13 protein-coding genes are annotated in these 14,660 nt (G+C 51.8%); 1 reads left to right on the top strand and 12 read right to left on the bottom strand.

Annotated elements, in window-relative coordinates:
• Positions 1 to 33 precede the first annotated feature (33 nt).
• The 10 genes from B5F71_RS02630 to B5F71_RS02585 form a co-directional block, all read right to left on the bottom strand.
• Positions 34 to 774 carry a hypothetical protein gene (locus tag B5F71_RS02630; protein WP_087207498.1) on the bottom strand — a complete coding sequence of 247 codons (741 nt, stop codon included), beginning with the start codon at positions 772 to 774 and terminating at the stop codon, positions 34 to 36.
• Positions 762 to 3,602, bottom strand: a complete 2,841-nt coding sequence (locus tag B5F71_RS02625) for a TraG family conjugative transposon ATPase (protein WP_087207496.1) — start codon at positions 3,600 to 3,602, stop codon at positions 762 to 764. The genes B5F71_RS02630 and B5F71_RS02625 overlap by 13 nt, the downstream gene beginning before the upstream one ends.
• A gap of 37 nt (positions 3,603 to 3,639) precedes the next feature.
• A complete protein-coding gene (locus B5F71_RS02620; RefSeq protein ID WP_087207494.1) occupies positions 3,640 to 3,939 on the bottom strand; it encodes a DUF4133 domain-containing protein in 300 nt (99 codons plus the stop codon).
• A gap of 3 nt (positions 3,940 to 3,942) precedes the next feature.
• The gene (locus B5F71_RS02615) at positions 3,943 to 4,299 is read right to left on the bottom strand and encodes a DUF4134 domain-containing protein (protein WP_087207590.1); all 357 of its coding nucleotides are present in this window, start codon (positions 4,297 to 4,299) and stop codon (positions 3,943 to 3,945) included.
• 68 nt (positions 4,300 to 4,367) lie between these two features.
• Entirely contained in the window at positions 4,368 to 4,760 is a 393-nt protein-coding gene (locus tag B5F71_RS02610) for a hypothetical protein (RefSeq protein ID WP_087207492.1), read from the bottom strand.
• A gap of 2 nt (positions 4,761 to 4,762) precedes the next feature.
• A complete protein-coding gene (locus B5F71_RS02605; protein WP_177607989.1) occupies positions 4,763 to 5,350 on the bottom strand; it encodes a MarR family transcriptional regulator in 588 nt (195 codons plus the stop codon).
• Complete coding sequence (locus B5F71_RS02600) at positions 5,343 to 5,705, bottom strand: hypothetical protein (RefSeq protein ID WP_087207491.1); 363 nt, start codon at positions 5,703 to 5,705, stop codon at positions 5,343 to 5,345. The genes B5F71_RS02605 and B5F71_RS02600 overlap by 8 nt, the downstream gene beginning before the upstream one ends.
• A 10-nt stretch (positions 5,706 to 5,715) precedes the next feature.
• Complete coding sequence (locus B5F71_RS02595) at positions 5,716 to 6,426, bottom strand: ParA family protein (protein ID WP_087207586.1); 711 nt, start codon at positions 6,424 to 6,426, stop codon at positions 5,716 to 5,718.
• A 182-nt stretch (positions 6,427 to 6,608) separates the two neighbouring features.
• Positions 6,609 to 8,168, bottom strand: coding sequence for a relaxase/mobilization nuclease domain-containing protein (locus tag B5F71_RS02590; RefSeq protein WP_087207488.1), 1,560 nt, complete (start codon positions 8,166 to 8,168; stop codon positions 6,609 to 6,611).
• Positions 8,169 to 8,207: 39 nt separating this feature from the next.
• Positions 8,208 to 8,594: a hypothetical protein gene (locus B5F71_RS02585; protein WP_087207486.1), complete on the bottom strand. Its 387-nt coding sequence runs from the start codon at positions 8,592 to 8,594 to the stop codon at positions 8,208 to 8,210.
• A gap of 839 nt (positions 8,595 to 9,433) precedes the next feature.
• Between B5F71_RS02585 and B5F71_RS02575 the strand changes: the two genes are divergently transcribed.
• Positions 9,434 to 9,646 carry a hypothetical protein gene (locus B5F71_RS02575; protein WP_087207585.1) on the top strand — a complete coding sequence of 71 codons (213 nt, stop codon included), beginning with the start codon at positions 9,434 to 9,436 and terminating at the stop codon, positions 9,644 to 9,646.
• Positions 9,647 to 9,760: 114 nt separating this feature from the next.
• Here B5F71_RS02575 and B5F71_RS02570 read toward each other — a convergent pair whose 3' ends face one another.
• Together B5F71_RS02570 and ppdK are read right to left on the bottom strand one after the other, a co-directional pair.
• Positions 9,761 to 11,254 carry a phage integrase SAM-like domain-containing protein gene (locus B5F71_RS02570; protein ID WP_087207482.1) on the bottom strand — a complete coding sequence of 498 codons (1,494 nt, stop codon included), beginning with the start codon at positions 11,252 to 11,254 and terminating at the stop codon, positions 9,761 to 9,763.
• A gap of 198 nt (positions 11,255 to 11,452) precedes the next feature.
• Positions 11,453 to 14,179, bottom strand: a complete 2,727-nt coding sequence (gene ppdK, locus B5F71_RS02565) for a pyruvate, phosphate dikinase (protein ID WP_087207481.1) — start codon at positions 14,177 to 14,179, stop codon at positions 11,453 to 11,455.
• Positions 14,180 to 14,660 lie beyond the last annotated feature (481 nt).

Below are 14,660 nucleotides of genomic sequence, written 5' to 3'. Positions count from 1 at the left end.
TTATATTATAGTCCATGGCTCTTGTTGTCTGGTTCAGTAATTGGAAGCTACAAGCCCGTTCCATGACTGGACAAGGCTACCGACACGGTTCTTCATGGTCACCACGTTTGCCCAGCCCTCCGGGTCGATGGCAAAGAAGAGGTCGTCCGCTGTGGCATACTGTGCCATGAGCATCATTCCCTCCACCTTGTAGCGTATCTTCGTAAGGTTAGTATATATGCGATTGGCCAGGGTCAGCCGCTCGTAGCGGTCGAGCAGGTTGTACCCGTCGCTTTTCCTCTCCGCCGTGGCTTCCCCTTTGAGCGGGTTCTGCACCCTGGCGTTGTTCACGATGTTCACGAAGTCGCCCACCAGTTGTTGGGTCTCGGCTACGAGGTTGCCGAGTTCATTGAGGCAAAGCAGCTTGTTCGTAAACTTCGCCCTGCCCACCGTTTCAATAAGTTCCGGCACGTCTTTGAGGATATCGAAGGCGCAACTTCCGATTTCCTTGTAGTAAAGACTCTCCGTACCGAAACCGGAGATGTTTTCCATCGAGAGCTTGTACAGCTCCTTGATGGTGGCCATGCTCACGGTGTAGAGTTCCACCTTCTGCTTCTTGGAGGCGATGGAGTCCAGCCGTTGGTTGTGCTGCCCCTCGATGAGCTTCTGCGAGGCCAGGTTGGCGCCCACCGTTGCGATGCAGTTACGGTCTATGACGATGCGCCATCCGGCAAACGTGGGGGCGGACGCGGCAAACAGGAATGTTCCTAACAATATGTTTTTCAGCTTTCCCATAATGACATTACTTTTTGATGTTGGTTGACTTGTCTGGCGAACTCCAGGTACTTGGGGCTGCCCGCTTTTTTACGGTCGGCCTCGATGCGCGTGATGGCCTCCTGCACCGTGCCGTAGTGCCGCAGGTATGTTTTCAACGCCTCTTTTTCCGTCCGCTCGGTGGTGTAGGCCCAGTAACATTCGGGGGCTTCCTCCACGCCGTAGACGTCGGAATGCTGTCCCCGGCATATCCACACCTCCTTGAAGTAGCTGCGCCCCTCGTGGTTGTCAAGCGCGTTGATGGTGAATATCTGCTGACGCTGAACGGGGGTCAGCCCCAGTATGGCGGCTATCTGTTCGTACCTGTCCTTGAACTTGGACTGGTCAAGCAGTATCTTCACATCGGAATTATTAATGATGGCCTCCTTCACGATGGGCGAGTCTATCACGTCGTTCAGCTCCTGCGTGACCACCCCGGCGATGCCGTGGAACTTGCGGACGGTCTTGTACAGGTACTTGATGTACTCCGCCATCGTGGGCGAGGCGATGGCCTTCCACGCCTCTTCGATTATCAGGGCCTTGCGCCCTTTCTTGATGCGCATTTTCTGGAGGAACACGTCCATGATGATGAGCACCACGATGGGGAAAAGTACAGGGTCATCTTTTATCTTGTCGATTTCGAATACGATGAAACGCTCGTTGAAGAGGTCAACATCCAGGTCGGCGTTCAGCGTCGTCTCCAGCTCGCCGCCCCGGTAGAACTGCTTGAGGATGGCTGCGAAGTTGTGTATGTCGAATGTTATTTTCTCCAGGGAAGTGATTTGCGGGATGCGCTCCACGGCGAACTCGTAGTAGGAGTTGAAGGAAAGTTCCCTGACCTTCAACCGCCGTTTCTGCTCCTCCATGCGGTCTATCTGCTTGTCTATCTTGACCAGCATGGTATTCTCGTACAGCTCCTTGCGGTATTTCTCCACGATATGTGCGGCGTGTTCCCTTTCGGACTCCGAGGCGGCCTTGTCGCGCATGAGGACCATAAGCGAACGGCACTGGCGGACGAGCTTCATGCGCCTAACTTCCGAGGGGAGCAGCAGGGCGCGGCTTTCCGGCACCTCCGGCGAATCCTTGGCGTTTATCAGGCGGTCAATATCTTCCATCTCATGGTTGTACTTCTCGTAATCGTCATCCATTTTGGCGTCTACAAGTAGCTTCTGCCGCAACTCCGCACGCTGCTTCTCCGTGAATTTCTCGAAAGGATGGAAATAGGCATCGTAATACTCCACGAGGGTTTGGTTGACTATCATGTCCTCTATCTTGCTCGGAAATGCGCTGCCCTTGAATATGAGGAACACCAGCGATTTGAGGAAGTTTTTCTTCTCGCCGAAGTTCAGCCTGTATTCCTCCGCCGTGACCTTGAAGGGGTTCATGGAGATAGGTTTCTCCTTGGAATAGGAGATGTACGTGCCGCCGTAGTAGCCACAGATGCCCTCGTAGGAGTCGCCCGTGTCCACCATGACCACATCCGTCTGCTGTTCCAACAACTGGCGGACGACTGAGTTCATATGAAACGACTTGCCGCTTCCGCTTGGCCCGATACAGAAGAAGTTGGCGTTGTCGGTCATCTTCACCTTGCCCTCCTTGCCCGTGATGTCGATGCAGACGGGCAGCCCCTGCCGGTCGGTGTAGTACGTGGTCAGGGGCGTGTCCTCCGATTCCTTCAGGTGTTCCTTGAAGAAGAAGCACAGGGCGGCGTCCGACAGGGTAAGGAACAGGTCGTAGTCGGGATTGAAGGCGTAGGCATTGCCGGGGAAGCTGTCGGTGAACAGCTCCAGCTGGTTGTAGGCCGTGCGCGAGGGCATGATGCCGCACCCGTACAGCTTGGTTTCCAGGTAGGAAGTGACGGGAGTGACCTTGTCCGCCGGGCAGCTCACTAGGATGTTGAAGTTGGCGTAGACCAGCAGCGAACTGTCCACGGCAAGCTTTTCCAAGACCTCCTCGATGTCTGCCTTGGCTATCCGGTTGCTCGGGTCGGGCATGGAGCCGTGACGCTTGGCCTTGGCCTGGAGCTTGCGGAGCAGCTTGCGCTGTCCGGGTATCTGCACCACCTGGTTGTACACCACGCAATCCGCATGGGGAACGCTTGTCAGAAACGAGAAAAGGTCTGTGGCGATGCCGTAGCCGTTGACGCCGGCCTGCGTGTAGGGCCTGATGCGTGAGGGCAGGTTTATCTCGTCGATGTCCACCAGCGGATAGGAGCGCACCACGCGGCCGCCCACCTTCAGGTACTCGTCCGAAGCCTTGAAGTTACTCATGGAGAACGGGCCGTGGCGGAAGCGGAAGGCCATGAAGCGGTGGCAGTATTCGTCCACCTCGTCCCTTGTCAGCCGCCTGTGGCGGATGTGCCTCTCGCTCAGGATGTCCTCCGCCTTGGCCACCTTGGAATGGAACTCCGCCCACTTCTTCGGGTCGTACTGCACGAACTGGCCGCGCTGCGCCTCCTGCGTGATGACAAGGTAGGTGCGTATCTCGGTGAACTCCCTTCCCTCGAAGTAGCGGAAGTAGCTCCGCGTCAGGAACTCCGCATCCTCCGGCACGTCGTGGTGGTAGGCCTGTCTGCAGAAGATGTCCTGCTTCTGCAGGGCGTAGCCCTCGCCGAGTGTCTGTACGAGGTTGGAGAGCACGTCTTGGAAGCGCAGGTACTGCTCCGCGTCCGTGCATAGCTGCTGCACGGGGTTGGCCGTCTCGAATATGACCGAAGGCTCGCCCCTGGCGGAGAAGAGGACGGCATGGCCGTCCGTCTCTTCCAGCTGGGCGTAAAGCCCCTCGAATGCCCGTTTCCTGTTCTGTGCCATAGGATGCTTTCTGTTTTTATCAGTTCTTCAATTCTCTTTAATCCGTTTTCCGGATGTTCTTATAGACGTAGATGCCCTTCGCCCGTTTCTTGTTGTGCAGTCCGCTGCGTTGCTTGACGAAGATGGTGGCCAGCCCTGCGGCGGCCATCACCAGCATGGCGATGAACCCGGCAAGTTTTCCAAGGGCGATGGAGAAGACGATGAATCCCACGAAGGACACGCCTATGGCCACCGCCGCCAGTGTGAGGAAGCGGCCGCGGATGCCCATGAACTCTAAAGGCTTCTGGAGTCCCTTGAACACGGGAAAACCGTCTTGATTACTCTTATTCTCTTCCATGATTTACGTGAAGAAAAGTGGCAAAGCCTCTGACAATGCGATGAACGCGATACAACCGCCGATGGTCAGCATGATGGTCTTCTTGACGTCCTGGTCGCCGTTCTGCATCTTGAAATAGACATTGAACGCACCTACGAGGACGATGACCGCCGCAATGGCTTTCATGAGGTTGGAGACGGGAGTCTGGTAGGAGCTTACTTCCTGCGTGGCCTTGGTGAAGCCTGCCGCTCCCTTGCTTCCGGCCATTGCATCGCCGGCGGCGAGGGTGAGCGCCACGAGGGCGAGCGTGCCCTTCCGGGCGAACGCTGACTGTTTGAAACGGACGAATGCACGTAGGCATTTTCTTTTTAGTGTCTGCATTTCTTTAATCATTAAATAGTTGTTTCATCGCCAAAGGAACAGGAGTCGCTAAAGGAACGTGTATTTGCTCACCTTGCGTTCTCGCAGGTGTATATGACAATGCCGAGGTCGCTTGTGCCGGTTTCCGCCAGCCTGTCGATTTCATGGATGAGGTCGTCCACAAGGATGCCGTCGGTCATGATGGCCTCACGGTAGCCGGGGCGGCGGAAGTCTTTTCCTTGTCGAGGGTCTGGTTCGGATTGCCCGTGGTTAACCGCTTCTTCTTTCTTCTCCTCGTCCCTGCTGACTCTGGTCGGACGGAAGCTCCTTGCCTCGTCCGATATGTCTATCTCTTCTTCCGTATGGTTCTCCTGTTCCGCGTTCCGGGCCGCCTGCGCTTTCCTGATGTCCGTGAAGATGAGGAAGGCGTAATAGCAGGCCATTGCCACGAAAAGGATAAAAACGATTTGTCCGTACTGCATGGCTATATGGCATTGGATAATGGTGTATTGTCTTCGGGAAAAGGCAGGAAGGATAGTCCAAGTCTAGTGGCCTTGGCTTCCAGCCGGGCTTTCCGGCATGTGGCTTCGGTGAAGTACAGTATGTTCCTGTGTACGCCGGTGATGTATCCGTTGGCTTTCAGCCGGGAGCGTATCCTGACCTTGGCGCGGTGTGAGATAACCTTGAGGCGTGTGAGGGGGTCAAGACCGAATACAGCCCTGCGCCGTTCGCGGCGTACCAGCTCATTGCGGACACGGGACGACATCGCGTAACCCTTTGCCTTGCTCCGGCTCAGCCCCAGCTTGCGTGCCATGCGGCTGACTGTGGTGCGGCTGACGCCCAGGTCGCCGGCCATCTCGGCGTAGGAACGGTTGTCGAAGTGGCGGCTGATATGTCCGGCACGTTCCAGCCACCGGCTCTTGGCCAGCTTCTCCAGTCCGAGTTCGCGAGCTTTTTCCTTCACGGCCGTTACGCCTATCTGGAGCATATAGGCAGTATGTGCGGTGGTCTCCACGGGATAAAGCTCGGCAAGCCGGGAGAGCATGGTTTCTGTCCAGTCGATTCTACGCATGGGATTCAGGATTATAGTTGTTGAACAATGATTTCTTCTCGCGGCGGTATTGCGCCAGTAGGGAAAGGTGGTTCTCGAAGAACGAGCGGATGATGGCGTTCACGAGGTCGGAACGGCAGCGGCCACGGATGTCGCAGTCGTCAAGCGAGTCGGCCAGGTCGCGGTCGAGTTTGCATACCAGACGGTCTGCCTTGCCGTTCCCGTCCGTCGGCGCTTCAAGGTAGGCCATGAAGTCCTGCCAGCACTTGTCACCGGGATGTGCGGTGCCTTGCTCCGCTTGTCCTTCTCCCTTGAATGCAGGTTCGTCGTCATTGATGCCTCTGGTGAGGTCGTCTATTTGTAATTCCTTGTTCATTACGCTATGGTCATTGATGGTTTATGTCTTTGGGGGTGCCGTCAACGAAAATTCCGGCGTATATTTTGTCGAACACCGGACTGACGATGCCGGCCTGCATATCCAGTTCCGCCACCGTGCTGAAACGTTCCATGTCGGCCCGCTTGGGAATCTTGTCCGTCACCAGCCCATAGTTGGCGAAGGTCTTCCCCGTGTTCTCCCACAGTTCCAGCTCGGAGCGTTTGCCCACCCGTCCGTCATGGAGGTTGGGGACGATGAAGAGCCGGGCTTTCATCCGTCCGCCCACGGCCTTGCGCAGACGGTCGATGAACAGGAGGAAGCTCGCGGTGGAGGGGACGGTCACCAGGTCGTAATGGAACGGCACGACGATGATATCCGAGTTGACGAACATGGGTATCAGCCCCTCCGCCTTCAGGCTGCCGGGCGAGTCCATGAGCACCACGTCTATGCTGGGGTCGTTGTGCAGCTTCTCCATGAGCGCGGTCATGGCCTGCTTGTCGTTGGCCTCGTAGGCCAGCACGTCGTAGGGTACGGCTTCCTCGCCGTATTTCTTGATGTCGGCCTTGCGGCACTTCATGATGGAGTGCTGGAAATCGCAGTCGACGACCACGGCACGCACGCCCTTCGTCACAAGGTAGTTGGCGAAGGTGACGCAGAGGGTCGTCTTGCCGACTCCCCCTTTCTGGTTGGCGAATGTCACGATGACGGGTGTCTGTATCATTTTGTCCACGGTCGTTTGGTTCGGTGCAAAAGTATGCACCGGATAGGACGGTAACGAAATGCACAACACTTTTGTGTTTCAGGTCAGCCTGACCGAAGTATTTTATGCAGCGGATTAAAAGGTATGACGGCTTATGCGGCCAGACAGGTGACAAAAGGGAGTCTCCGTTTTTTCCTCATGGTCTACCGTTTAAGGTTGCGTCCGTCGTCAATGTCATCGTAGCCTCCCTTGCCGCCGACTTCCCACTCACGCTTTTCGGCATGGCTTCCGGCACCGGAATCCTTCAATCCGTGTATGTGTATCTTCTTTCCGCCGTTTCCGGTGGAATGTGTCTGCTTGGCCTGTTGCTTCCGTGGCCGGGGTTTCAGCCGTTCCGTGTCAAGCCCTTCCGCCGCAAGGTCTATCACGATGTGTCTTTTAAAGTTGACGGCATATGCCGCGCCCGCTTCCTCGCGGATGATGAAGCCTTCCTCATGAAGGGCACTTTTCACGGAAAAGACGTTCTCGTCATTGAAGATTTCATGCAGGCGGCTGACGGCATCCGTATGGGACTGCGGCCTTTCGCCTGACAGGTCCACCAGATCAGGACGGTTCACCTTGAAGATTTTGCAGAGCAGATCGCGTTCAGCTTCTGTGGCCGGGTGGAACATCTCGATGAAACGGATGCGGTTGTTCCGGTCGATGGCTTCCGCCATGAACGGCTTTAACGGGCGTGTCTGTCCGTCAAAGTGGATGACGCCTTTCTTGATATAGGCACGCTGCTTCCTCAGCTTCTGGAAAATCTCGCCCTGCGTGATTTTCGGGTTGAGGGTGAGCAGCCGGTCTATGTAGTCCTCTATGCGTGCGAAGCGTTGTTCCGGGGTGGCGAAGTCCAGAAGCTGTTCCGTGGCCAGCACCCTTGCCCCGTTGATGACGGTACGGTGGGCGTGGTCGACAATCATGTAGCCGTAGGGCGCATCCTTCCTGCCGAAGAACACGAGGTCGATGCCGAACTTCTCCTTCAGCTCTTTCTGCAGCTCTTCCTTGCCGCCGCTCACGTCCCGGTATTTTTTGAGGATGCTCCGCAGCTGGCGGCAACGGGCGCGTTCCCTATAGCCGCTTTTGAAAAGCTGTTCGACTTCGGCCAACGGAATTTGCCGCTGCACCTTGCCGCCATGCTTGATAAATACGTTTTCATCTTTCTTATATACCTCATATCCCATAGAAACCATGATTGCCTTGAACTGGGCGAAAGAGGAGAAGGTATATTGCCTGGCCGCGTCCATGTCGTCGGCAATCTTCTTTTGCCTGTCCGTGCCGAGAATCCTGTCTATGACTTCCTGGGAACGCCTGCGCTCGTGACTATAGGCTATCTTCCTGCCGTCGGGGGCGACACGCGAGGTGATGATGTGCAGGTGGGTGTTGTCGGTGTCATGGTGGGCGTAGATGAGCCAAGGTTGTCCGGGTTCGGCATATCCCATTTCCTTGAGGTATCGGTGCGCGAAATCCAGCAGTTCGGATTCCGTCATCTCACGGCCTTTGCAGCTGACGGCCACATGGAACTGCGGTTTCCGGATGCGGCTGTTGGTGGAACTGTATTTTTTGAGATAGCCGGTAAGCTCCTCCGTGGTGGGTCTGCCTGCCAGACCGATTGTCCCGAAGTTCCGCATCTCGATGAGCCGGGCAAGCCCTTTCGATACCTTGTGTTCGTTGTAACCAACGGCATGGAAGTCCGCGCTTCCGGGTAATATGGTCGCTATCATCTTGGGGTGGTGTTATCTGGATTGGTGATATGTCTGGTTCTAAGGCTTGTTTATTCTTGATGTGAGGATGTCAAGTTGTCTTTTTATCCCGTTGACGGTTTCCTGTGTGTCCCGGATGAGCGGCAACAGAACTTCCCGGATATAGCTTGGCGGCAGCAACCCTGCAACCGCCAGCTCGTTGGCACGCTTCATCGCCTGGTTGATGTTCCCGCCGATATGGGACAGTTCGCTTTGGTATCTGCGGTAAAACGAACCGAGTTCCTGCATGAGTTCAAGCTGCCGCCTGACGCTTACGTTTGAATACTCTTCGAGTGCCTTGCGCACGTAGTGGCTTACGGTCTTGTATTCAGCCGATTTCTCCTTGAACTCCCGGACTTCTTCCGGGGTCATCCTTACCTTGATGTACTTGTTCCTATGTTCCTTCATGTTCCGGTTTGTTTGCAACCGGGATTGTCTTACCTTATTTCGCAGGGCGAAACAGCGGCGGTGCCGCTCCGGTGCATGGCATCCGGCAAGTCACTTTTGGGGGAACAAACGGAGTTTTGTGGCCACAAAAGTACAACTTGCTTGGAAAATCCTGCAACGCAGGGCAATGTCATCCCGGGTTCTTTTTTGCGTCAAAATTACCGTGGAAAGGGGCTTCCGGACAAAATGCACAACACTATTCTTCAAAGGAACATATCAATTTGACCGGGGTATCGAGAGCATCCGATTGTCGGGTTTGTCAGACAGGATTTATCTTGGACTGTGTGTATCGGGTCATTCAGTTATCTTATAATCCAAGATGGGGAATAGGGCTGACCTTGGTTCCAAGTGGTCGGTTATGTTGGTTCATCTATCCGTAATTTATCGGAAACATTGTCCGCTTGTCCAATAACAGGAGGGAAAAAGAAACATTGGCTTTCGTTTTTCAGGTGCTAATGAGCTGGGATATTTCAGCATGATGCAATAATGTAGTAATGTAATGACCGACCAAGGCTAAGACGACCTTGACATTACTTTATAGTCACTCATCAGACCAGAGAAAACTAGTTTTTTGCACCTGATGATTTCGGATTTTGGAAATACAGGCACTTGTCACCAGTATATTTCAAACGATATGTATAAAGCTATCTTGATATGGAAGCACAATGGGCAATCGTTTGTCAATCAAGGGTTTTGTTGGAAAATTGCAACCGAAATATTTTCGTATGTCGCTGATTTTTAGTATATTTATGGTGAAAAATAGCCTCGTATGGCTTATGGTTTCACTTAATTTTGAGTATATGTTTGAACTGTTACTGATAATATACCTGGTACCTGTCATCATCGTGCTTTCGCTTCTGCTACGGTTGGTATTATGGCTGGCAAGGAACGTGCTTCGGCTTGCCGGATGGCTGTTGAAGAAGGTGTGCGTCCTTGTATGGAAGGGATTATTGCTGTTGGTCGGCATCTTCCTGGGGCAGTGTTGTGCCAACCGTCCGCCGGATTCAAGATAAAGGCGAAACAGCAAAGCCGCACCTGTCTCGGACGGTCAGGTACGGCTTCGTGCTGTGTTCGGATGGAATGGTGTTTTTCCCTCATGTCAGGTTTTGGACTTACAGACAAACGGGCTAAAATCCTTTGCCTTTGCTTCTCTCATAGACAACTTCCTTTTGGGTGTCGCAGTTTGTGATGCGGAACTGTACGGTGCATCCGGTCGGTATGTCACTCGGAAGTTCTTTTGCCAGCCTGGCAATCACCTGGTCAACATTGCTGAAACCGATGTCTGTAAATTCGGATAGCACTTTTCCCTTGAAATAGGCCCGTCCGCGAATCATCATCTTCTTGGATATGCGGAACAGCTTGTCTGCCGGGGCTTCAATGTCACGCGCTTTGCCTTGCTTGCTCTTCTCGTCACTGAAAAAGATGAAGTCGATGACCTTGGCGTTCAGCCTCCATGCCGGGGTGAAGTCTATCTTGACATAGCCACGGGTGACATTCAGGCCGTGGCTGTGGTTCATGCCGAACGCCACTTCATAAAGGTTGGCATCACAGTCATTTTGGGCGATGGTCGCCCACGTGTGCCGGAACGTGTAATAACAGTAGTAGTCCTCCTTTTTCATGCCCATGTCGGCGCATATCTTGCGTATTCCGATATTCACGTTGGCATTGAAACTGTCGGAGTTGCTGTAACGGCTGTGGAATACGAACAGGTATTCATCATCCTCGCCGGACAAATACTTCTCAAAAGTGGACTGGATAAATGGTTCGATACGCATTTCCATGTATGCCTCGTCTTTCCGGCTGTTGCGGGTCTTGGCTCTTTTATAGCCGATAATGCCATTGTTGTAGTCCTTCTTTTTGAGTTCGTAAAGGTCAACGGTATTGATGCCACCAATGCACAACGAAAGAAGAGCCACATCCCGGCCAAGCTCCGGAAGGGGAGACAGCATCTTTGTTTTTGGAAGCGGACGGTTGAAGAACTCACGGCAAGCTTCCGCACTGATTGCCCTTTGCACTGTGCTATCTGATTTTGGAATCTTTATTTTCAGCCAAGGGTTGAACTTTATACGCATGATGCCACGTTCTTCATCGTTTAACTCGATAATGGCTTTTTTGAAAATCTGTCTCACACAAGTAGGATACATTTCTTTGGCTCGGTTTGTTTTTGCCAGACTGTCTATCCATTTTTTCAAAACAACAGAGGTAAGTGTGCTGAACATAATTTGTGTCGTTCCCAAATATCGCTCAAGATGATTAACGGCAAGCTGATAATTTTTTGCATTTCGAGCATGACCACCATTTATCATTTGAGCAATGAAATTAGCTGCGAACTCACTAAAGTTTACATCACCATCCGAGTGCTGAAGAAATTCTATCAACTCAGAGACTGAATAGTTTGATACCTCATGACGATTAATCATATCAGAGTAACGTAATATTTCACGCGAACAAAATTCATTCACTACCGCATCCTTAATTTCACCAGCTTTGGTAAGTTGCTTATCGGTGATAAACTTGTCTGTCTTTATATATCCCATTTTTGAGCGGTGAACGACACGGATATAGACTTGGTAGAAGCCATCGGCTCTCTTGTACCTTACGATTGCTTTAAATGTTGCCATAAATTGTTGGTTTGTAATGAATTACTTTTGTATGTCCTTTTGTATGCGCAGCATCAGAATTTCGTATGTAATTTGTATGCAAGAGCCGTTTATTTGGCTCAATTTATGCGGTCAAATGAACGAACCGTATAAAAACAGTTTAGGCTGTAATGCCTGTCATACAGGACATTACAGCCTAAATCAATGCCTAAGATATTTTTAGAGAGTATCCTCTACTGCAGCCTGCGCCGCAGCCAAACGTGCGATAGGCACGCGGAATGGAGAACAGCTGACATAGTTCAATCCTACTTTATCGCAGAACTTCACTGATGAAGGCTCGCCTCCATGTTCGCCACAGATACCGCATTTCAAATCAGGACGTACTGAACGGCCTTTCTCTACTGCCATTTGGATAAGCTGGCCTACACCGTTCTGGTCAAGTACCTGGAACGGGTCTACTTTCAGAATCTTCTTCTCTAAATAAACCGGTAAGAAGGAAGCGATATCATCGCGCGAATAGCCAAATGTCATCTGCGTCAAGTCATTCGTTCCAAATGAGAAATATTCAGCATGCGAAGCGATGCGGTTAGCGGTCAGAGCCGCACGTGGAATTTCAATCATCGTACCTACCTTGAACGGAACTTCTATACCTTCTTGTTCGAAAACTCTCTTAGCCGTAGCGCGGATGATGTTTTCCTGTGCTTCGAATTCGTACAAGATACCAATCAACGGAACCATGATTTCAGGATGCGGGTCGTAACCTTCTTTCTTCAGCTCACAAGCGGCACCCAAAATAGCCTCCGTCTGCATTTCGGTAATTTCGGGATAAGTATTTCCCAAGCGGCATCCGCGATGACCTAACATCGGGTTGTGCTCGCACAGGCTTTCTACACGCTGGTGGATATAATCTACCGTAACACCCATCGCTTTCGCCATTTCCTCCTGGCCTTTCTGGTCGTGCGGAACGAATTCATGCAAAGGCGGGTCGAGCAAACGTACATTTACAGGATAACCGTCCATTGCTTTGAATATGCCCTTGAAGTCATTCTTCTGGTAAGGCAACAACTTAGCAAGCGCCTTCTTGCGTCCTTCTTCATCCGGTGCCAGAATCATTTCACGCATAGCGATAATCTTCTGATTGTCAAAGAACATGTGTTCCGTACGGCAAAGTCCGATACCTACGGCACCAAACTTACGGGCTACTTCCGCATCGTGGGGAGTATCGGCATTGGTACGTACCTGCAAGCGGGTATATTTGTTACACAAGTCCATCAGTTTTGCAAAGTTTCCTGATACTTCAGCTGCCTTGGTAGGCACCTCGCCCTGATAAACTTCGCCTGTACTACCGTTCAAGGAAATATAGTCACCTTCTTTCAGCACGACACCATCGATTTCTACCGTGCGGGCTTTATAGTCTACATTGATAGCTCCTGCACCCGACACACAGCATTTACCCATACCGCGAGCCACTACGGCAGCATGTGAAGTCATACCGCCGCGTGCGGTCAAGATACCTTCAGCAACGGTCATTCCAGCCAAGTCTTCGGGAGAAGTTTCGATACGTACCATAACCACCCGATGACCATCGGCACGCCATTTAGCCGCATCTTCTGCAAAGAATACAATTTGACCTGTAGCAGCACCCGGAGAAGCGGGAAGTCCGCGAGTCAAGACCTTAGCGTTACGGAGTTCTTCTTTATCGAATACAGGGTGAAGCAGTTCATCCAACTTATTCGGTTCGCAACGCAAGACAGCTGTCTTTTCATCGATTAAGCCCTGTTCCAGCATCTCCATGGCGATACGCACCATGGCAGCACCTGTACGCTTTCCGTTACGGGTCTGCAAGAACCAAAGTTTTCCTTCCTGTACGGTGAATTCCATATCCTGCATGTCATGATAGTGGTTTTCCAGTTTGGTCTGCAGCTCGTCAAGTTCTTTATAGATTTCCGGCATGGCCTCTTCCATCGAAGGATATTTGCTGGCACGTTCTTCTTCTGAAATGCCTTGCAGTTGCGCCCAGCGTTGAGAACCGATTTTAGTAATCTGTTGCGGCGTGCGGATACCTGCTACTACGTCTTCGCCTTGGGCGTTAATCAGGTATTCACCGTTAAAGAGGTCTTCGCCTGTAGCGGCATCACGAGAGAAGCAAACGCCGGTAGCAGAAGTGTCACCCATGTTTCCGAATACCATTGCCTGCACGTTTACGGCAGTACCCCATTCAGCCGGTATGCCTTCCATTTTCCGGTAAAGGATAGCACGTTCGTTCATCCACGAATCAAATACGGCACAGATAGCTCCCCACAATTGTTCGTAAGCATTGGCAGGGAATTCTTTACCGGTTTGAGTCTTAACAGCTTCCTTGAAGCGTCTTACCAGTTCTTTCAGGTCGTCCACTTCCAGTTCATTGTCCAAGCGGACCCCTTTCTTTTTCTTCACGTCTTCGATAATCGCCTCGAACGGGTCGATATCATCTTTATTGGCAGGCTTCATGCCCAATACAACATCGCCATACATCTGCACGAAACGGCGGTATGAATCCCATGCGAAACGTTCGTTGCCTGTCTTGCGTGCCAATCCGGCAACCACTTCGTCATTCAGCCCCAAGTTCAGGATAGTGTCCATCATGCCTGGCATAGACGCGCGTGCACCCGAACGTACAGATACGAGCAACGGATTTTCTACATCACCGAACTTTGATTTCATGAGTGTTTCGACTCCCGCAATAGACTTTTCGACGTCATCTTTCAACAGAGCTACTACATCGTCTTTGCCTTTTTCGAAATATTCGTTACAAACTTCTGTAGTAATGGTGAAACCGGGAGGAACAGGTACGCCAATCAGGTTCATTTCAGCAAGGTTAGCGCCTTTACCGCCCAGCAGGTTTCTCATGTCTGCTTTTCCTTCGGCATGTCCGTTTCCGAAGGTGTAAACTCTTTTTGTTTCCATTTCTTTTGGTAAGATTTATTAGGTTATTATGTTTCTCATAAGTAGAGTGTCTGCAAAGCTATGGAAAATTTGCAACATATCAAATACAAATAAGGTGTTTTTGGGCATGTTTTGACAAACAGACTTGCCAAAAGCGGCTCTCAGGCTTTTTCATACCATTATGATTGGCTGGCCATATAGATAGCTTCGTCTGGTGTAAGATTAATAATCTTGCAACGTATGCACCTATATGCGCTTGCCTCCGCACCTGTATCCGCGGGCTTCCGCAACCGGCTGCGTCTCGCAATGATACCATCCGGGAAGGCGATTGTCAAGAGTTTGGGGGAAATTATGCAGGGATGTGAAAAATAAATGCGGATAAATTCGGACTTCCTTTAAGAAGCTGTTTTGAATTTATCGTGCGATGATTTGGGATGAGTTTTTGAGGCATTTTCGCTTCTGTGATGAGGAAGATAGCGGGCTATCTGACGAAGAACAGGAG

This window comes from Bacteroides sp. An269 (assembly GCF_002159755.1).
GTDB classification, from domain to species: Bacteria; Bacteroidota; Bacteroidia; order Bacteroidales; family Bacteroidaceae; genus Phocaeicola; species Phocaeicola intestinalis.
The sequence above is the reverse complement of the archived record's forward strand: the minus strand, read 5'-3'. Positions and strand labels throughout refer to the sequence as shown.

Coding starts and splice junctions, on each gene's coding strand:
- B5F71_RS02630 (WP_087207498.1), bottom strand. CDS start 774: ATGGGAAAGCTGAAAAACATATTGTTAGGAACATTCCTGTTTGCCGCG.
- B5F71_RS02605 (WP_177607989.1), bottom strand. CDS start 5,350: ATGCGTAGAATCGACTGGACAGAAACCATGCTCTCCCGGCTTGCCGAG.
- B5F71_RS02620 (WP_087207494.1), bottom strand. CDS start 3,939: ATGGAAGAGAATAAGAGTAATCAAGACGGTTTTCCCGTGTTCAAGGGA.
- B5F71_RS02590 (WP_087207488.1), bottom strand. CDS start 8,168: ATGATAGCGACCATATTACCCGGAAGCGCGGACTTCCATGCCGTTGGT.
- B5F71_RS02595 (WP_087207586.1), bottom strand. CDS start 6,426: ATGATACAGACACCCGTCATCGTGACATTCGCCAACCAGAAAGGGGGA.
- B5F71_RS02610 (WP_087207492.1), bottom strand. CDS start 4,760: ATGCAGTACGGACAAATCGTTTTTATCCTTTTCGTGGCAATGGCCTGC.
- B5F71_RS02585 (WP_087207486.1), bottom strand. CDS start 8,594: ATGAAGGAACATAGGAACAAGTACATCAAGGTAAGGATGACCCCGGAA.
- B5F71_RS02625 (WP_087207496.1), bottom strand. CDS start 3,602: ATGGCACAGAACAGGAAACGGGCATTCGAGGGGCTTTACGCCCAGCTG.
- B5F71_RS02615 (WP_087207590.1), bottom strand. CDS start 4,299: ATGCAGACACTAAAAAGAAAATGCCTACGTGCATTCGTCCGTTTCAAA.
- B5F71_RS02570 (WP_087207482.1), bottom strand. CDS start 11,254: ATGGCAACATTTAAAGCAATCGTAAGGTACAAGAGAGCCGATGGCTTC.
- B5F71_RS02600 (WP_087207491.1), bottom strand. CDS start 5,705: ATGAACAAGGAATTACAAATAGACGACCTCACCAGAGGCATCAATGAC.
- B5F71_RS02575 (WP_087207585.1), top strand. CDS start 9,434: ATGTTTGAACTGTTACTGATAATATACCTGGTACCTGTCATCATCGTG.
- ppdK (WP_087207481.1), bottom strand. CDS start 14,179: ATGGAAACAAAAAGAGTTTACACCTTCGGAAACGGACATGCCGAAGGA.